Source organism: Flagellimonas flava (assembly GCF_050617915.1).
GTDB lineage: Bacteria > Bacteroidota > Bacteroidia > Flavobacteriales > Flavobacteriaceae > Flagellimonas > Flagellimonas flava_A.
On sequence record NZ_JBODQE010000001.1, the window covers coordinates 570,616 to 589,832 of the forward strand.

Sequence of the window (19,217 nt, forward strand, 5' to 3'; positions counted from 1 at the left end):
CTTGTACCTATCCGTTGAACTATAATATAAACTGAACTTATGAAGTATCTATTCCTTCGGAAAAAAAGATTGTCTCTGTTACTAGTTCTTTCGCTGATTATTGTGGCCTGTAAAACCGATTCGTCTTCAAAACACAATGGAGTTGGGATGGCCGTTGACTCGGTAAAAGAGGCGCACGTGCCCGATAAACGAGTCGCCATCTTTGAAATAGCCGCCGTACCGACCAATGATGGCTACATTGTCAAAGGTGTCACGAACATTCCCGAAGCACTGAACGCCTTGCAAACAAAACTGGAAAAACAACAAATTAAATATATCGATAGTACTGAAGTTCTTCCGTCACAGGAACTTGAAGGTAAGGTACATGGAGTCATCAAAGTTTCAGTTGCCAATCTGAGGGGACGACCTGCCCATTCCGCTGAAATGGTTACCCAGGCCATCATGGGAACTCCCATCAAAATCTTTCAAAAAGAAGGAAGCTGGTACCGTATACAAACGCCGGACCAATACTTGGGCTGGGTGGACAACGGAGGTCTTGCTTTAATGGACAAAACACAATATGATCAGTGGCAAGGTTCTGATAAATTGATCTATACCAAAACCTTTGGAAATTCTTTTGAGAAAGCAGATATGGCTTCCCAAGTTGTGTCCGACTTGGTTTTTGGGAACATTTTGCAGTTGACCGCTGAAAAAGATGATTTTTTTGAAGTGACCTACGCTGATGGAAAACAAGCTTATGTTTCCAAATCCGAAGCCGCGCCTTACCAGACATGGAAAACACAACTCCCCTATAGCAACGAGGGCTTGGTAGCCACTTCCAAAAAAATGCTTGGGGTACCCTATCTCTGGGGAGGGACCTCGGCCAAAGGAGTAGACTGTAGTGGATTTACCAAAACCGTATATTTTATGAACGGAATGATTATCCCTAGGGATGCCTCCCAACAAGTCCATGAAGGGGTTTTGGTTGATGTTGATGGAGATTTCAGCAAACTGGTACCTGGAGATTTACTCTTTTTTGGAAGAAAGGCCACGGATTCCACTTTGGAAAAAGCAACCCATGTAGGCATGTGGCTCGGTAATAATGAGTTCATTCATGCTGCTGGGGATGTGCACATCAGCAGCATGGAGCCGAATGCTGAGAACTTTGATGAATTTAACCACAATCGATATCTCAGAACCAAACGTCTCTTAAACGAAAAGGACGAAGGCATTCTTTATTTGACGGAGCACAAGGTGTTCTAATTTTTAGTGCTACCGAACTTCTAAAGAGCAAAAGGCCAACTACAGGATGGCCTTTTGCTTTTTAGAATTGAATCTCAATGTTATTGATCCCACCAAACGGGAACTATCGGAGATTGTTTGTTTGCATTTACGTTATCAGGGTTACGTGTTTCTTCTGTGTCTGGATATTGTGCCCTAACCAGCCATTCTCCAGGAAACTCTCCTTCAGCATTGTCCAATGGCAATGTAAGGCCAAGAAAAACGTCAGGGGAAAAATCATACCTTCTAAAATCCACAAAAGTTTCAGGGTTTAAGAAGTTGGCAATGTATTTTTCCTTCATAATGTGGTTTAACATTAAAGCTGTTTCTCCAACTGCAATGCCATCATCCGCCAAATATTCGGTCCCATCTGCTCCCAATTTTTCCATATTGGCTGTAATCCCTGCCAAATACGCGCTATAGGATTCTGAGCTAGATCCTGTACTGTTTTCATCTCCTCCGTTTATCAAAAATTCGGCCTCGGCAGCTATGAACATGGCCTCTGCATAGGAAATGATAACAATAGGAGAATCCAGCTTTGTATAAAAACCGTTATCCGCAAAATCAGTATTGGCAGACTCCCCGTCTGATGATAGGCCTCCCGCTCCCATATCATAGCCTCTAAATGGATCCCCTTGCTCGGCATCTGAGTCCAGTTCTGCATATAAAGGTAGTCTTGGGTCTATTTCCAAGACCCCAGAAAAAGGATATAGACTTCCGTTCATATAACTTACCAATTGGTCACAAATCTTGTCATGGGGATTCCCCGTATTGGGGGCCAGTACCTCCCTGGAGTGCCAAGGGTTCAGGTTGCGTTCGTCATAGAAAATCTGTAGGTCATCCGCGTTGGATTCAAACCCGTTTTGCAGGTAGGTCAGGGCGTCAGTTGCTGCAGATTCGCCATGGACCTCAGTTAAATGAATTGCATATCGCGCCTTTAAGGTGTACGCGGCCCGAAGCCATTTATCCATATCACCTCTATACGCAATATCTCCAGTCTCTGTTGGAAAAAATTCCGAAATATTTTCACTTTCCAATTCGGAAATTGCCTCATCCAACAATGTGTTGATGGAGGCATATATCGATTCTTGGTCATCAAATGTTGGTTTTAAATTTTCAGAACCTTGGGATGCTTCGGAATATGGAATGTTCCCATAACTATCCGTAGCGATTCCAAGATTGACTGCAATTAAAATCTTAGCCACGCCTCCAAAGTGATTGGAATTGGTCTCCTCGGCCTTGGCTAGAATAGTATTCAGGTTGGGCAGTGCTTCCAGATAAATGTTGCTCCACGTGCTTGGAATGGAGGTTGGCTCTTCGGAGCCGCCTCCTTGATAGGTAAAGTATTGGGTGAAATTTCCAAAAGCTCGTTCAGCAAAGTACTGGGCCTGTACTGTATGGTAAATTGCAGGACCCAGCAAATCATTCATCGCCACCTGCTCCTTTGTTGCGGAACCTGTTGGTGTATTTACATCAAAATAGTCCTTGCTGCAACCAAATACCATGGGTGCAATGGATATTACCAGTATCTTTCTTAAATTATTTTTCATCGAATTCATATTTAAAATTGAAGATTAAGGCCAAAAGAATAACTCTGCGTCAGAGGAGTGGTCAAACCCGTAAATCCATAAATGTTACTTCCTGCACTGAATTGATTTCCCTCAGGATCAAATCCGTCAAAAGGTGTCCATAAAATGATATTATTGGCACTGGCGTTAATTGCGGCCGACTTCATCCCTATTTGCTTAACAAGGACGGTTGGAAAGTTATAGGATAATCCAACCATCCTTAATTTTAACCAAGACGCATCATGAAGTAGAATTTCCGCGGCGGAATTGTAATTGTCAAAATCCCTATAAAAATCATTGGCCGTGATTAACAATTCTTGGGTATTGGGAACATATCCGCCATTACCATCAGACATTACTCCTTCCAGCACTTTGGTCTCGTCCCTAAATTCAGTAATGGCTAAATTTCCGTTTCTGACATTGTTTCTAAATGCCCTGTCATACACATCGCCACCGGACTTATATTCCAGCAAAAAATCAAGGGCGAGGTTTTTATAGGAAAGGCTATGGGTCATCGACAAGGTATAATCTGGAAATGCATTACCTACCTTCACCATTTCATTTTCACCCTCGTAGTAAAAACCTTCATTTTCGGATCCGGTAATTATCCATTTTCCTTCGTCGCCAACAAAGCGCTGCCCATCAGGTGCGGTTTGGAATACCCAACCATACAGGGAGCCCAATTCGTCTCCCACTTTTACCTTATTGGTAATTCGATCTTCAAAAAATACAATTTCATCCAAATCATCTGGGATTGCTGTTACCTCACTTCCGAAGGTGGAGAAGTTGAAAATAGTCTCCCAATCAAAATTTTTGGGTTTGATCAGGCCAGCACTTAACAGTACCTCATGGCCCCAGGTCTTATAGTCACCTGCATTTCGTATCACGGTGGAAAGTCCGGATGAGTTGGCGGCTCCAACAGGAAATATTTGGTCCTTTACCTTGGTGTTGTAATAGGAGTAATCCAAGCGAATTCTATTGTTCCAAAACCTCAGGTCAGCACCGACTTCTAGAGTATTGTTTCTTTCCGGCACCAATTCCACATCACCAAGCTGTTTACTTGCCCTATATCCTCCTGCGCCACTAAAAGGAAAATCCGGGTCTTTGACGAAGTATTGACCCACCTGTCCAAAATTGGGTCCTTTGCCCACTTGTGCCAATGAACCTCTCAATTTCCCAAAGCTGAACAACTTTTCTTCAGCATCCAACAAATCATTGAACAGGAACGAAAGACTGCCCGAGGGGTAAAAGAAGGACCTGTTAAGTGGGGGCATAATTGAAACCCAATCATTCCTTCCGGTAATGGAAAGGAACAGTCTATCCTTATACTCCAGTTTTAAATCCCCAAACACCCCCATATTTCTTAGTCGGGTGATGGTTTTATCCCCGAATAGGTTAAGTGTATTGCTTATCTCATTGATTCCGGGTATGTTTAACCCCTCACCTCTTAAATAGGCGTAATTGGTTTGGATATCGGAGACTTGATGCCCAACCGTTAGAGATGCAGCAAAATCCTCGGTAACATCCGTGCTGAATGTCGTCAGAAAATTGGATTCCAATCCCGTAAAATTGATGTTCTCATTCGTAACAAAGCCGCCAACCTGTGTACCCACATCCAAATCCGGTGGGACAAATCTGTTTCGGACATCTGCATAATTATCAATTTGCGCAGAGTACGCAATATTGGCCCATTCCGCTGGTTGGTAGTTTAAGGTTATGTTCCCCACCCATCGGTCAACATTATCCTTTAGGTTACTTACTTCAGAAAAATAGCGGGGATTGTCCACAATTCCATCCGAGTAGTTTTTTTGACTACCATCTGGAAGCAAATAGTCGTTTATATCAAAAGTAGCGGACCAGTAAGAAAGTGAACTAAAGATGGATTTATCACCACCATTACCCCTAATTCCGCCAGAATTGGTATAAGCTATGGATGAATTTATCCTAAATTGATCACTTACCTGATACCCACCCTTAAACCGGATGTTGGTTTTCTTGTACTCGGTGTTTGGTAAAATTCCCTCATCTGCACTATTGCCTACAGATAGGTAATAATCCAGAAGATTGGTGGCACCGCTCAGGTTGAAATTAATCTGGGTATTTACCCCAGTTCGGAAAAGGTCATGGGGGTCATTAAATTTGTCATCGCTTAGATCAACAACTGTATTGTCCTCTAATGTAAACGAATCATCAGTATAGGGAACTCCCCAAGAGTAAAAGGAGAAACCGGCATGTCTTGTGTACCCATCCTGGCTATTTGGATCCTCAACGGCTGGGATTTTGGTGGTCCTATGACCTTCCCTATAAGTCGTCTGCAGACTGGGTACCTTTTTCACTTGTCTAAAACTTGTGGAAGCCGTTATACCAATGGAGGCCTTTCCCTGTCTTCCTCGCTGAGTGGTTATTACTATTGCGCCATTGGATGCACGTATTCCATAAAGGGCGGTGGCCGCGGCACCTTTTAGCACATTAAAACTCTCAATGTCCTCTGGGTTAAGATCCCCAGCCCTATTGGAGAATGAGAACTGCTCTGAGCTTCCAGTGGCGTTGGATCCAGCACTGGGCAGTACTGTTCCTGTAAAGGTATCGTTGTTCAGTGCTATGCCATCAACGATAATAAGCGGTTGGTTGTCACGTCCCGGGTTAACCGAAGTTACGCCCCTAATCAAAATATCGACTCCGCCACCAGCAGAGCCGGATGTTCTGGTAATTTGGACACCTGCCACCCTTCCTTGCAGAGTTTCAAAGGGATTTACTTGACCGGCAAGGTTTAATTCGTCGGTGTCTACCTTTTGAACGGCATACCCCAAGGTCTTGGTTTCCTTTTCAAGACCAAAAGCGGTTACCACAACTTCATCCAACTGTGTTGAATCTTCTTTCAGCACCACATTAATTGTTGTACGGGAACCCACAACTACATCTTGGGAGAGCATTCCCAAGTATGAAAACCTCAACACCCTTCCATTTGATGTCATGATGGAATAGTTTCCATCAAAATCCGTTGTTGTACCATTGGTTGTTCCTTTCACCACAACTGCCACTCCTGGTAAAGGCGCTCCTAATTCGTCAGTAACACTACCTGTAATTGTTTGTCCATAGGTCAGTGCCGCAAAGAAAAATGCATAGCATGCATAAAATAATTTCTTCATAAATAATAAGATTTGGTAATTCTACTTAGACCGCAGATGCATGCATCAACTGTTCAAAAATGAATGCAATGCACATCGATGGCCATTAAAAAAGAGATTGAATATTTCCTATTTCATGTATTATGAAAGCGGCATTTGAGGTAAGAATAACCGCGGAAAGGCGCAAAATAGTTATAAAATTTAATTATGTAGCCAAAAATGTTACAAAAATTTATTTGCCTTAGATTATAAAGCGCAAAACACATTGGAGCTTGGCCCCTTGTTTGGTTGCATTTTCATATTATCAATTTTAAAAGGCACTTATTGACTATTTGTTAAAAATATCATATCTTATATGTGAAAACGGAATTCTAACACTAAACATAATGCCATGAAAAAAATATTCGGATTGGCCCTGTTGATGTTTTTTCTGGTATCTGCCACAGAATTTGCTTCCCCGCAGCCAGAAGCGATGCACTCAATAGAGGGAACTTGGGAGCTACAGAGCTTTTATAATTACGATGATGGCATCAATATTTCGGATACCGTCCCTACCGCTGAGGGCTACCGTCAAGTAAAAATGTACTACAACGGAAAGGTTATGTGGAGCAGGCATGCGCCGCAGGATCCGAGGGACTGGTTTGGGTACGGCACCTACAAAATAACTGCAGATTCACTTATAGAGAAATTGGAATATGGTTCCGCTTCCATGATGTCTGCCCTGGACACGCTTCGCGTTTTTAGGTTTGAACTTGAAATGACCGATGACACTTATAGTCAAATCAGTTTTGATGAAGAAGGTCACCGCACATTTTCAGAAAACTACAAGCGCATTGATTAATTGAATTAGCGCTCCACTAAAAAAGGCACCGCTTGTTTGCGGTGCCTTTTTTATTATCACATATCTTTTTGGAATATCAATAGCTATGACACTAAGGCCTCCTTGCTCTCCACAGCGGCTAAATAGCGTTCAGCATCAAGGGCTGCCATACAACCAGTACCGGCTGCGGTAACCGCTTGGCGATATTCCTTATCCTGTACATCTCCGCTGGCAAACACCCCAGGCTTATTGGTCTTGGTGGACTTCCCTTCCGTAATGATATATCCGGTTTCGTCCATATCCAATTGACCTTTGAAAATATCAGTGTTGGGTTTGTGCCCAATGGCTATGAACAATCCCGTAATCGCAATCTCCTCTTTCTCCCCGGTTTGGTTATTTACCATGCGAAGTCCTTCAACCACCTGATCACCCAAAACCTCATCAACTTCCGTATTGTATTTAATCTCGATATTGTCCAGGCTATTTACCCTATGTTGCATGGCTTTGGAAGCTCTCATGTAATCCTTACGCACCAACATGGTCACCTTTTTACAGATATTGGCCAAATAAGAGGCTTCTTCGGCTGCGGTATCCCCCGCTCCAACAATGGCCACTTCCTGGTCTTTATAAAAGAACCCGTCACAAACGGCACAGGCCGATACACCACCACCTCTAAGACGTTGTTCACTGGGAATGTTCAGGTATTTCGCTGTGGCTCCAGTGGAAATGATAACGGTTTCAGCTTCAATTTGCTTGCTATCATCCACAGTGATTTTATGTATTCCTCCTGGTTCATCACTAAATTCAACGGCAGTCACCATTCCAATCCGTACTTCAGTACCAAATCGTTCCGCCTGCTGCTGCAATTGGACCATCATGGTAGGGCCATCAACTCCTTCCGGATATCCCGGAAAGTTATCCACCTCTGTGGTGGTAGTTAACTGGCCTCCCGGCTCCATCCCCGTATACATTACAGGTTTCAAATCCGCTCTTGAAGCATAAATAGCCGCAGTATAACCAGCAGGACCTGAGCCTATAATCAATGTTTTTAATCTTTCTATCTGTTCTGACATAACAAAAATTCTCCTAAAATTTCTTCTACAAAAGTAGGTTTTTTGTACAGAAACTTACATTTCACTTTGGATTGAATTGGAATAGTTGTGCACAAATTTGTTGGAAAAATGTTGATGCAGGATAATGGGTGAAAAAAAAGGAAAAGAGTCCGGGTCTCGACTCTTTGTCCAAACATGCAGGTTAAGTGAATGTAGATATATTGTATGGTGATTCAAAACCGTCGGCCAAGGGGCTCAACCTCAACACCCCTTAGCACAACGGAAACCTCGTAGTTGCCAGAATTAGGTAAGGAACGCTTGAAAAGTGTTCTCAAAATACTTTGTATCTGACTATTCGGAGGTTTGAATCTAGATGTCTATGATCGTTCATTATTTCGTGAACAAACATAATACGCCCATTCATGAAAAAGGGCTCCCAATGGACGGATGCCCCTTCTGCGTTTACGGATGACCGTTTTGGATCAATATTTAAAAAATTGATCGTAGTATCTTTAGCAACTGAATAGTGTAAAATTGGTTCAACCCATAGTTTGGAAGATTCGCTTACATAACTTATCATGAAGGAACATAAGTATCAAATAGACCTTAAATGGATAGGAAGTCAGGGAGTGGGTACGTTAGATTACCGTTCATACAGCCGGGATTTTGAAGTAAGTGCCCCATTAAAGAGCCACCTGATCCAAGGGTCTTCGGATCCAAGTTTCAGAGGAGATAAAACAAGATATAACCCTGAGGACGTTTTTCTATCTTCAATTGCTTCCTGTCATATGCTTTGGTTCCTGCATTTATGCAGCACAAAAAAAATTGTGGTGTTGGAATACCAAGACCAGGCAACAGGCACCATGACCGAGGATAAGGATGGCAGCGGAAGGTTTAAGGAGGTGACCCTACATCCGGAAATCGTTGTTGCAGCATCCGTGGATTTGGAACTTGTGGAAGAACTGCATAAAAAGGCCAACGAAATGTGCTTTATAGCCAACTCCTGCAATTTCCCCATTGGACATAAACCCAAGGTTAAAATCCTAGGAGAAGATTGAGATATTTGGGTTGGTGTACCCCTTTTATCTGCCCATCCATCCACCGTCCACCACAATAATGCTCCCATGCATATAAGCGGCCGCTTCTGACGAAAGAAATACAACGGGGCCAGCAAAATCGTCTGGTTTTCCCCATCGTTCCGCTGGAATTCTAGCCATAATGGCCTTTGACCTTTCCGAATTTTCCCGAAGATCCTCCGTAATATCCGTGCTAATATACCCTGGTGCTATGGCATTTACATTTACCCCATGTTTGGCCCATTCATTGGCAAATGCCATGGTAAGTTGGCCTATGGCTCCCTTGCTGGCCGCGTATCCAGGAACGGTAATTCCACCTTGAAAAGTCAAGAGTGAAGCCGTAAACACAATTTTACCTGCTCCTCGTGCTACCATTTCCTTTCCTATTTCCCGGGTCAGGATAAACTGGGCATTCTGATTCACTTCAATCACTTCATCCCAAAAAGCATCAGAGTGCTCCACAACAGGGGCGCGCTTTATGGTTCCTGCGTTGTTTATAAGAATATCGATGACAGGAAAATCCGATTTCACCTTATTTATAAAGTTGTAAAGGGAATCCCGTTTACCAAAATCACAGCTATAGGCTGAAAAATTTCTTCCAATGGCCTTAACCTCCCTTTCCACATCACTTCCAGAAGCTTCCAAGGTAGCGCTGACCCCAATAATATCTGCTCCCGCTTCTGCCAGACCCAAAGCCATGGCTTTTCCAATACCTCGTTTACATCCTGTTACCAATGCGGTTTTACCTTCTAAGCTAAACTTGTTCAATACTCCCATACGTTGTTCTAAAATTCAGGATTGAGTCCGATTCGTTTTAATTCCTATCAAAGAAACCCAAAAAAGTCTATCTGTCGAAAACTTAAGGCAGTATTCTGTGGGTCTTAGCAATGCTGTGGTCGAAAATAAGCTGATTTTCAACATTTAAAAACATCACCTTGGAAGAATCCCGTTCATCCAATCCAAATAAAACACAAAGCCAATGGCATGTTATAATCGGAACAACTTCCCAAACAACTTTTATAATTGTCAAGAATGGGAAATTAGCGCATTGTTTTTTGTAAATTGGAATCCAACCAAACAAACAACCCATTCTTCGAATGAAAAAAAACCTCAACCTAATTTTAGGATTGGCATTCCTTTTATTGCTGGTTGGATGTTCACCTAAAAAAGATCAACCTGAATTTTTGCTTAGAGCCAGTCACTTGGTAGGTGAAGACCATACCTGGTACAAAGCTTTCCAATATTTTGGGGAAATCCTGGAAGAACGTTCCAACGGTAGGATTGTCCTGCAAAACTACCATTCGGAACAGTTGGCAAAGGAAGTGGAGGCCATTCGAATGATTCAGGCCGAAGTCATTGACATGACCATAACCAGTGCCATGTTAAGCAGCTGGGTGGAGGTCATGGTTTTCTGTGAAATGCCTTTCATGCTCCAAGATCCCAATGATGTTGACAAATTGGTCAATGGCCCCCTTGGGAAACGTATTGAACAAGAAATGATTGCCAAGGCAGGGCTGCGACCCATGGGGTATTTTCGCATGGGTACGAGACACCTAACTTCCAATAGACCCATAAAGCATCCGGATGACCTTGACGGTTTGATCATACGGGTGCCCAATGTTCCAGCTTTTGTAAAGGCATGGGAGGCTTTAGGAGCAAAGGCAACCCCTATGGCATTTTCCGAAGTATTTACCTCGCTACAACAAGGTACTATCGAAGCTCAGGAAAATCCCTTCGCCCAAATAAAGGTTTCAGGTTTTTATGAAGTACAGGATTATTTGAACCTCACGGGACATGTAGTCAGTTGGGTATATCCGCTGATTGGGGAAAAGCAGTTTCAAAAGTTTCCAGATGACCTCAAAGAGATTTTTCTTGAAGCAGCGGCGGACATGCAGGCCTATGAAAAGAAGATCTTTATGGAATATGAGGAAAACGCGAGGCAAGAACTTGAAGCGCTGGGAATGACCTTTGTGGAAGTGGACAACAAAGCCTTTATAGACAAATGCGGAGATGCCATTTACGATACCCTATCTCCAGAAATGCAGGAAATCTACACCCAACTAAGAAACGATTTAAAACAATGAAAACACTACAACGACAGGTTGGAAAATTGTTGAAGTGGGGTACGCTCCTGAGCACGCTTGGCTTTGTGGCCTCTACACTTATACAAATCTATGCCCGTTTTTTTATGGCCAAAGCTCCTTCCTGGACGGAGGAAGCCGCTCGCCTCTTTTTCATTTTTGCCATTGGCTGCGCTTCAGGTTTGGCCATGCGGGGCAGTTACTATGTCCATTTCGATTTCCTATACGAAAAGCTCCCATCCAAACTGAAGTCGCTGATCATGAAGGCCATTTATATCCTGATTGTGGTTCTCTTCGTGATTTTCACCTATCACAGCTTTCAATTTGTAATGGACGGATGGATTGAAAAATCGCCAAGTTTGCGATTTCCTATGGCCGTAGCCTTTATCGGGGTTACGATTATGGGGCTGGCCATCTCCTATTATGCCATATCTAAATTGATTTCCCTCTTCAAAAAATAAAAAATGATCTGGATTCTACTTGCTGTTTTTATCATCTGTCTTTTGTTGCGATTTCCCATTGCTTTTTGTCTTGGTCTCTCTTGCTTGGTTTTTTTGTTGCTAAAGGGTATTCCCCTTATAGTAATGCCGATGAAAATGTATTCGGGCATCGACGTTTTTGTGCTTTTGAGCATCCCTGGTTTTATAATTGCGGGAAATTTGATGAACCATGGGGGATTGACCGAAAAAATCATAGGTTTCTGCAATCATCTGATTGGTCATGTTCGAGGTGGACTTGCTCTTGGTAATATTGGAGCTTCCATGCTTTTTGCGGGAATTTCAGGCACAGCAATTTCTGATACGGCCAGTATTGGTTCGGTAATGATACCAGCTATGAAAAAGGAAGGCTATGATGCGGCCTTTTCTGCCGCCGTCACTGCGTCCTCTTCTACTGTAGGTCCAATCATACCTCCCAGTGTTCCCATGATCATCGCCGCAACCTTAAGCGGACTTTCCGTTGGGAAATTGTTTTTGGCAGGTGCCTTGCCAGGTTTCCTATTGGGATTTAGCTTAATGGTGCTCACCTATTTCATCGCCAAAAAAAGAAATTATCCCAAATTGGAACGGAGTACGGCCAAGCAAATATTGAAAGGATTTGTTGAAACTTTTTGGTCGCTGTTAATGACCTTCATTATTCTTTTCGGAATTATTGGTGGGGTATTTACCCCAACAGAAGCTTCAATTATAGCGGTAATCTACGCTTTTTTGGTGGGTAGTTTAGTGTACAAAAAACTCACCTTCAAAACGACCATGGTCGTAATCTTGGATTCCATGAAAACTTCCGCTTCGTTGATGGTACTCATCGGTTTTGCCAATCTTTTCGGTTGGATTCTGATTACGGAACAGCTCCCTCAATTGATTTCTTCGGAAATCATCAATTTTTCGGAGAATAAATATGTAGTCCTCCTGCTGATCAATCTCTTGCTGATTTTTGTAGGCACCTTTATGGAAACAATTGCCGCGCTCTTAATCCTGTTTCCCATTCTGCTGAAAGTTGCCACAGCCGTGGATGTAGATCCCATTCATTTTGCCGTGATTGCCCTGCTTAACCTCATGATCGGTCTAACCACTCCTCCTTTAGGGGTTTGTCTTTTTGTATCCTCAAGTATTGGCAAGATTTCCATAGGAAAAGTGAGCAAAGCGGGCTTCCCCTTTTTATTGGTTAGTCTGCTGATCTTAACTTTGGTAACCCTTTTCCCAGATCTGTCCCTATATCTACCTAGATTGTTTATGGATTAATTGCTGGGCACATTTAGAATTACCCATTATTTCTCAGACAAAATATTGATTTGATGCTTGGCGTCGCTAAGCATTTGTTCCAATTGCTCTGGTTTCTCGGTTATATTGAATTGATTGACCAGTGTATTCAGAGTCGTCAATTCTTGCTCCATATTTCTATTGCTGAAATCCTCTCTTAAAACCCGAACTTTCTCAGCATCTTGAATGCCTTCCCTCAAGGTCTCAAAACGAATGGAACTTCTATTGCCCGGATAAACTAAGTACGTATCACCTGCTGGCCAAGTCCTGAAGCGGGAATCCTGAAGTGGGTTTTCCACCCAACTGTTGTAAGACCAGTGCAAGAAACCATCAAATTCAGCTGCTATGCTGTACCACCCAATAAACACCCCTTCTGATGGGTCAGAAAAGGTAAACACATTGGGGAATTTATCTGCACAGCAAACATAATGTGTGCTAATATATCCCCTTTGCTTTCTGAGGGATAAATCTTCGGCATCCACGGTAGCACCAAAAGCCACGGAAAGATCCTTCATCTGGTCTGGATAGAGCTTATAACTTTTGTGATTGTCCGCTAGCGAAAAACCAAGTTCCGGTGCGTGTTCTTCCAGTATTTTCAGCATGGCCTGCATTTCTTCTGGCCCGCGTTCATCCATGGCCATTCGGGTAATACCGTACCATCCCTTTTCCATGAGATGCGATTTAAATTGTTCCAGGAATGGTGCCCAAAGTTCTTCATAGATTTTTGTTCCAGGAGCTGCCTTAACTTTGATTTCCTTGTTTTCCTTTTCATCAAAATAATAAATCTCATTGCCCCAAGGTACCATGGAATAGCAGTTGATCTGTTGTTTGATACCTAAATCCATCATAAACTGCACCCAGTTATCAAATATCGTATAGTCATAATGCCAAGTGCCGTCTGCTTTTTTTCTCCAATCAATCATCGCTCCAAAGGGGTCAAATGTTTGTCCGCCCCAAGGTCTTTTGTTCAAAGAAACCGTAATAACCTTTTGCCCAGCATTTGCCAAGCGCTCCATTCCTGGTGTCACCAATTCCCAGTGTTCATCGGACCATGCCTCAACGCCGAAGTATCTAGCTACCGCGTAAGGGTTTTGCCATAAATCCAAATGAAACTTCCATTCTTCAGGTTCGGGTAAAACCCGATTTTGCACAGTCAACTCTAGCGTAAAGTCTTTATTTTTCTGTCCTTCTACCTCCAACGCCAAGGTACTTTTATAAAGTCCAGGTTTCGCATCGGATGGTACGTCAATGGTCAACCATAAGGGTCTTGTTTCGCCAGCCTTTACTGCATAAGAAGCAACGGTATCCAAGGCATCAGCAGCCAAGGAAGCTGCATAATCCTCTGGTTTTCTATGGCCGCATCCATCAGCAAATTCATCCGTGATCACATACTTCACAAAACGAGCTTTAGTGGATTCAACACCAAGTTTATCCCCTGAGCCAGACTCAAATTCGGACACATTTGCCCTTACATTGGAAATAGAATCGTTGGACCAGAGCACCAACTGTGCAGATACCCGTTCTCCTCTCCATGCGGTCGCCTCCCAGGCATTCTTAGGGGCTACATTGGGCATCTTACTTTTCACGAAACGAATTCCAGTGGATGCAAAACTGGCATTTAATCCTTGTGGTGCATTGGACCAGTCCGAAGTGGTATCCGGTGATGGATCTGCAGGTTCCTCATAAGTGGAAGCAACTTCTATTTTTGCTTGCTGTTGGCATGCGGTAAAACCAATTAGAAAAAATGAAAAAACAGAAAATAATAAAACCCTCATTATTAGTGATTTATGATTTGTGTTAACGTTACCACCAAAGATGGTAAATTACCACTACTTCTGCAATTTTCAGATAAAAAAAATGAGCGCTTTGCAGGATTTTCACACAGGTCCTGACCCCAGCTTATTTGTTGGGTGAGGTGCCATTTTATTTTGTAACCTTTGCAACATGCAGCAAACGAAGGTTTATTCCATAAGAAAAATAGACGGTGACGAACCATCAACGGCTTTCCCTAGCAACAACTCCTGGAAGTCTGTGGAAAGTCTACAAGCCTTTCATCAACCTTGGGGACAAGAAAAGTGTCCAGAAATCTTGTTCAAGGCACTACATGACGATGAATATCTGTACTTAAAGTACGTAGTGCAGGATGCCAATGTTCTTTTATACGAAGGGGGTAACGGAAAAATGGATGTAACCCAGTCCGATCGTGTTGAAATTTTCCTGAGCGCAGACCCACAATTACAGACCTATTATTGTTTGGAAATTGATCCTTCGGGAAGAATTCTGGATTATTCAGCATCCTACCATAGGGTGTTTGACTACCAATGGACTTGGCCTGACGGACATATTTTTGTTACCGCAGATATTGGTTCAACCGATTATCAAGTGGACATCAGAATCAGCAAACAATCCTTGAACCAACTAGGTTTGATCCATAACAATGCACTTTGTGCAGGTATCTATTTGGGCCATTGTGTTGCACTTCCAGATAAAGGGAAGCAGAATGCAAGATTAAATTGGCTCACTTGGATCAATCCTTTGGTAGAAGATCCTGATTTTCATGTGCCCTCCTCCTTTGGCATCTTGGAATTAACATGAAGAGCTCCCTATCTTATAGATAACTTTTTACGTTCTCGGAATTTATGATATCAATGGGTAAAAGCTCAACCTTGGCCAACTCCTTATTGAATAAAAGTTTTTCCACAAGGCTACGAAGACCCAAATAAGCCTGTTGTCTAGGAGCCTGATGTATTAAAAACTGTACTTGATCATTTTGCAAACAATCTACATTTTCCCGTAGAAGGTCATATCCAATGACCGGTTTTTTTATTCCCAATTTATGTAGCGCATTGGCTACTTCATAAGTTCTTGAGGTGGTCACAAAATAAGCTTCAATATTGGGGTGCTTCTTTGCAGTTGTACCAAAGTTGTTTCTAATTTCTTTAGAACTTAGAATGAGGGTTAAAATTTTATAATCCCCATGTTGCTCTTCGAAATAGGATCTAAAGCCATTTTCCTTTTCCTGCATGTGAGCAGCGTTGTTGTAGGCTTCTTCCACATGAATAATAGCTATCTCACCAGGATTGTCAATAAGATTGGATACCAGTTTGGCGCCAACCCGTCCACTTAAAAACAAGTCTTGTCCTACATGATGGTGAACATGATCCCATACCGGACTATTGAAGGTGGTTGATAGAATATTTCTATCGTTTAGCTCCTTTTGCAGCTGGGTACTTTCCTTACCAAATAGGGGAACAAATAGCATAGCATCTGGATTCTCTCCAAGGATTTTATTTCCTGCCTCTAAAAAAGATTTTGGATTGGAAGGATCAAAAGTGTGCAGGGAAAAATTTAGGTCGAAAGCCGCAAATTCGTCCATCAGTTCAGAAACCCCTTTCATACAGGGTTCCCAATAAGGATCTTGTTTGGCATCCGGGATGAGGATATGGATGGTATACACCACATTGTTCCTTAAAGACCGAGCTATGGGGTTGGGGGTGTATTCCAATTCCTTTAGCGCTTGGTTAACCTTGTCCAAGGCTTTTTGTGAAACCCTTCCCCTATTGTGCAACACACGATCCACCGTGCCGATAGAGACCCCGGCCAGCTTGGCAATATCCTTGATTGTGGTGTTTTTTTTCATCCGTGTCACAAATATATCCAAAAAAGAAACCGATGTATTGTGTACCTTAACACTAAAATGATGTTAACGTACACATTTTTTTCTATCTTGCCCCAAAATTGACCGTGTAAGTCCCATTTTTTGCCAAAAAGTAGCTCCATGAAGAATCAGTATTTGAATTGTTACCAATGAAGGAAAAAATCATTGCTATAGCACCCGGAAGAACATGTTTGTTTGGGGATCACCAGGATTATTTGGGACTCCCTGTAATAGCCTGTGCTTTTGACCGGCATATAAGATTGGAAGCCAGTAAGAACAGTACGGATAAATTGGTCATCAACATGCCTGACATTGGAAAACAACGTATCCTTGAATTCGATGTTCAGGATAAGGAGGTTTCCAAGGGAGATCACTTATTGGCCACCTTAAAAATTCTTAATAATTATGGTTGCGTACCAAACTCCGGCTACGATCTAACCATTTCTGGAAACGTTGCCATCAATGCGGGCACTTCCAGTTCCAGTGCCCTTATCCTTACATGGGCTCTGTTTCTGGTGCATGCCTATGGTTGCAATGTCCCTATAACCAAAGAATTTATCTCGCAAGTTGCTTATGAGGCCGAGGTGACATTTCATGGCGCACCGGGAGGTAAAATGGATCAGTTTAGCATTGGCTTGGGAGGTATTATTTATTTGGAAACCGGCAATCGGTTGGAATATGAAGTGTTTCACAAACCACTATCAGGCTTAATTGTGGCCGAGTCCGGAATTCCCAAGGATACTACAGGTGTCCTGGGGGAACTAAAAGAAAAAGCTTTGCTCGCCATCAACAAGGTAAAGGAAAAAATACCCTCATTCGACGTTAGTAAAATTTCCAAGCATGATCTTCCCAAATACAGAAACTACGTCCCGGATGACCTAAAAATATACTTGGACGCAGCCGTATTGAACCATGATGTGACGCAACAGGCCTTGATAGAATTCCAACTTCAAGAGTTAGACCCTGTTAAAATTGGGAAGCTTATGAGCCAACACCATAATATCCTAAGGGATTATTTAGATATCACTGTTCCCCGTATTGATGCTATGATTGAGGGAGCCTTGGGTGCAGGTGCTCTGGGAGCCAAGATTGTGGGTTCGGGCAGAGGAGGCAGTATTGTGGTCTTGGCCAGGGACGGAGAACAAGACAAGGTCATTAAAGCATTGATGGAATCAGGAGCAAAGGACGCATATGCTGTAGAGGTAGATGAAGGAGCAAGAATTTTAGAACCTCAAACCAAAACATTATAATTAATGAAAGAACACTCAAATCTTATTGTCTTGGCAGGGGGCGCATCTTCCAGAATGAAGAAACAGGTCTCTCCTGATAAGGGGCTTAGCGCCGAAGACATTAAACAAGCCAACGAACGCAGCAAAGGCCTTATTGCTGTGGGCAACGAAGGCAGACCCATGATGGATTATGTCCTATACAACGCCAAACGGGCAGGATACACCCACATTTATATTGTAATTGGGGAGCAAGGTGACCTGTTCAGGGAATTTTATGGCAATAAGGAAAGGGACAATGAATTCCGTGGGCTCAAGATTTCTTTTGCCATCCAATACATCCCAGAAGGAAGGGTGAAACCTTTTGGTACAGCAGATGCAGTTTTTCAGGCTTTGGAGCAATTTCCCGAGTTGAACAACGCTTCCTATACGGTTTGCAATAGCGATAACCTTTATTCTGTAGAAGCATTGACCGCGCTTAAAAAGACCAAGAGTCCCAATGCTTTTATAGGCTATGATAGGGATGCCATGTTATTTCCCATGGTACGTATTTCGCGCTTTGCCCTGGCCAAACTGGATAATGACGGGCATCTGTTGGACATTATTGAAAAACCCTCCGAAAGTGAGGTGGAGCGATATCGGGATGCTTCCGGTAAACTTCGGGTAAGTATGAATGCCTTTACGTTTGACGGTGCAATGATGTACCCTTATATCAAGAATTGCCCTGTGCATCCAGAAAGAAACGAAAAGGAACTTCCTACGGCCTTATTGAATATGCTGAAGGATTATCCCGGTTCTGCCATTGGGATTCCATTTTCAGAACATGTCCCTGACCTTACCGCCAAGGAAGATATTCTTGAGGTCAAGGAGTTTTTAAGAAAGAACTATCCGCAATTGGATTGGGAGTCGGTCTAAAAATACGAATGCAAAATTTCCAAAAGGAATTGAACAAAATGTAAATAACATGCACGGTTTAACCAATAAAAAAACAATACACAACAAGCAGATTACTGCTCCCATGGCCAATTTAAAAGATTTGGCCAGAATTTCGGGATTTTCCATTTCTACCGTGTCCAAGGCTCTGAACAACAGTGATGAAATTAGTTCACTTACCAAAAAGAAATTGCGAAAACTTGCAACGGATCATAACTATATTCCAAACAAAACCGCCTGTGCTTTAAGAAAACAAAAAACGGATGTAGTCATGGTTTGCCTACCAAAGCAACAGCTATGCCGGTATTCAGCTGTTATTGAAGGAATTATTGATAAATCCCAAAGTCATGGGTATCAAACCTTGATTCATCAATTTGATTCCAAAACATTGCATAAAGCACTTAAGCAGCTGGAACCCCAGAGAACCGCGGACGGATTGATATTTCTGTTGGAACAAACTGATACCATCACTGAAAACTTGCTTGAGCAACATACGAAAGAAGGCTTGGCTTTGATTAAGCACACCAAAGCCCTCCCGCCCAATTCTGACATAAAAAAGCAGCGTAGTATCGGCAGGAAACTTGGCAAGGCATTGATAAAACGAATTGACTGGAAAAACAATGCTCCAGAACAATTCTCCAAAGTTTGAGAAATAGAT

At 42.6% G+C, this 19,217-nt stretch carries 16 protein-coding genes; 10 read left to right on the forward strand and 6 right to left on the reverse strand.

Annotated elements, in window-relative coordinates; all coding sequences use genetic code 11:
- Nucleotides 1-39 precede the first annotated feature (39 nt).
- A complete protein-coding gene (locus tag ACRHOZ_RS02605; protein WP_431122035.1) occupies nucleotides 40-1,242 on the forward strand; it encodes an NlpC/P60 family protein in 1,203 nt (400 codons plus the stop codon).
- 80 nt (nucleotides 1,243-1,322) lie between these two features.
- Here the strand turns inward: ACRHOZ_RS02605 and ACRHOZ_RS02610 are convergent, their stop codons facing one another.
- Together ACRHOZ_RS02610 and ACRHOZ_RS02615 are read right to left on the reverse strand one after the other, a co-directional pair.
- Nucleotides 1,323-2,810 (reverse strand): SusD/RagB family nutrient-binding outer membrane lipoprotein, encoded by a 1,488-nt coding sequence (locus ACRHOZ_RS02610; RefSeq protein ID WP_431122037.1) that lies wholly within the window; start codon nucleotides 2,808-2,810, stop codon nucleotides 1,323-1,325.
- Nucleotides 2,811-2,821: 11 nt separating this feature from the next.
- On the reverse strand, nucleotides 2,822-5,977 hold the full coding sequence (locus ACRHOZ_RS02615) for a SusC/RagA family TonB-linked outer membrane protein (RefSeq protein WP_431122040.1): 3,156 nt from the start codon (nucleotides 5,975-5,977) through the stop codon (nucleotides 2,822-2,824).
- 370 nt (nucleotides 5,978-6,347) lie between these two features.
- On the opposite strand from ACRHOZ_RS02615, the gene ACRHOZ_RS02620 reads away from it, so the two are divergent.
- A complete protein-coding gene (locus ACRHOZ_RS02620; protein WP_431122041.1) occupies nucleotides 6,348-6,797 on the forward strand; it encodes a hypothetical protein in 450 nt (149 codons plus the stop codon).
- Nucleotides 6,798-6,880: 83 nt separating this feature from the next.
- Here the strand turns inward: ACRHOZ_RS02620 and trxB are convergent, their stop codons facing one another.
- Nucleotides 6,881-7,849, reverse strand: coding sequence for a thioredoxin-disulfide reductase (gene trxB / locus ACRHOZ_RS02625; protein ID WP_431122044.1), 969 nt, complete (start codon nucleotides 7,847-7,849; stop codon nucleotides 6,881-6,883).
- Nucleotides 7,850-8,406: 557 nt separating this feature from the next.
- On the opposite strand from trxB, the gene ACRHOZ_RS02630 reads away from it, so the two are divergent.
- Nucleotides 8,407-8,886 (forward strand): OsmC family protein, encoded by a 480-nt coding sequence (locus tag ACRHOZ_RS02630; protein ID WP_431122047.1) that lies wholly within the window; start codon nucleotides 8,407-8,409, stop codon nucleotides 8,884-8,886.
- A 24-nt stretch (nucleotides 8,887-8,910) separates the two neighbouring features.
- Here ACRHOZ_RS02630 and ACRHOZ_RS02635 read toward each other — a convergent pair whose 3' ends face one another.
- Entirely contained in the window at nucleotides 8,911-9,681 is a 771-nt protein-coding gene (locus ACRHOZ_RS02635; RefSeq protein ID WP_431122049.1) for an SDR family NAD(P)-dependent oxidoreductase, read from the reverse strand.
- Nucleotides 9,682-10,001: 320 nt separating this feature from the next.
- Here ACRHOZ_RS02635 and ACRHOZ_RS02640 point away from each other — a divergent pair, with 320 nt between their 5' ends.
- From ACRHOZ_RS02640 to ACRHOZ_RS02650, 3 genes are read left to right on the forward strand one after another with little or no spacing between them, the layout of a single operon-like run.
- Nucleotides 10,002-10,988 carry a TRAP transporter substrate-binding protein gene (locus ACRHOZ_RS02640; RefSeq protein ID WP_431122052.1) on the forward strand — a complete coding sequence of 329 codons (987 nt, stop codon included), beginning with the start codon at nucleotides 10,002-10,004 and terminating at the stop codon, nucleotides 10,986-10,988.
- A complete protein-coding gene (locus ACRHOZ_RS02645) occupies nucleotides 10,985-11,446 on the forward strand; it encodes a TRAP transporter small permease (RefSeq protein ID WP_431122055.1) in 462 nt (153 codons plus the stop codon). Before ACRHOZ_RS02640 ends, ACRHOZ_RS02645 begins: the two co-directional genes overlap by 4 nt.
- Nucleotides 11,447-11,449: 3 nt before the next feature.
- Nucleotides 11,450-12,724: a TRAP transporter large permease gene (locus ACRHOZ_RS02650; RefSeq protein ID WP_431122057.1), complete on the forward strand. Its 1,275-nt coding sequence runs from the start codon at nucleotides 11,450-11,452 to the stop codon at nucleotides 12,722-12,724.
- A gap of 26 nt (nucleotides 12,725-12,750) precedes the next feature.
- Here ACRHOZ_RS02650 and ACRHOZ_RS02655 read toward each other — a convergent pair whose 3' ends face one another.
- Entirely contained in the window at nucleotides 12,751-14,517 is a 1,767-nt protein-coding gene (locus ACRHOZ_RS02655; RefSeq protein WP_431122060.1) for a glycoside hydrolase domain-containing protein, read from the reverse strand.
- 169 nt (nucleotides 14,518-14,686) lie between these two features.
- On the opposite strand from ACRHOZ_RS02655, the gene ACRHOZ_RS02660 reads away from it, so the two are divergent.
- A complete protein-coding gene (locus ACRHOZ_RS02660; protein WP_431122062.1) occupies nucleotides 14,687-15,337 on the forward strand; it encodes a carbohydrate-binding family 9-like protein in 651 nt (216 codons plus the stop codon).
- Between the two features lie 13 nt (nucleotides 15,338-15,350).
- Here ACRHOZ_RS02660 and ACRHOZ_RS02665 read toward each other — a convergent pair whose 3' ends face one another.
- A complete protein-coding gene (locus ACRHOZ_RS02665) occupies nucleotides 15,351-16,382 on the reverse strand; it encodes a substrate-binding domain-containing protein (RefSeq protein WP_431122064.1) in 1,032 nt (343 codons plus the stop codon).
- Nucleotides 16,383-16,549: 167 nt separating this feature from the next.
- On the opposite strand from ACRHOZ_RS02665, the gene ACRHOZ_RS02670 reads away from it, so the two are divergent.
- Genes ACRHOZ_RS02670 through ACRHOZ_RS02680 form a run of 3 tightly spaced genes read left to right on the forward strand, consistent with a single transcriptional unit; the run spans nucleotide 16,550 to nucleotide 19,208 of the window.
- Nucleotides 16,550-17,650: a galactokinase family protein gene (locus ACRHOZ_RS02670; protein WP_431122066.1), complete on the forward strand. Its 1,101-nt coding sequence runs from the start codon at nucleotides 16,550-16,552 to the stop codon at nucleotides 17,648-17,650.
- Nucleotides 17,651-17,653: 3 nt separating this feature from the next.
- Nucleotides 17,654-18,541 carry a sugar phosphate nucleotidyltransferase gene (locus tag ACRHOZ_RS02675; protein ID WP_431122068.1) on the forward strand — a complete coding sequence of 296 codons (888 nt, stop codon included), beginning with the start codon at nucleotides 17,654-17,656 and terminating at the stop codon, nucleotides 18,539-18,541.
- 49 nt (nucleotides 18,542-18,590) lie between these two features.
- Complete coding sequence (locus ACRHOZ_RS02680) at nucleotides 18,591-19,208, forward strand: LacI family DNA-binding transcriptional regulator (RefSeq protein ID WP_431122071.1); 618 nt, start codon at nucleotides 18,591-18,593, stop codon at nucleotides 19,206-19,208.
- The last annotated feature ends 9 nt before the right edge of the window (nucleotides 19,209-19,217 follow it).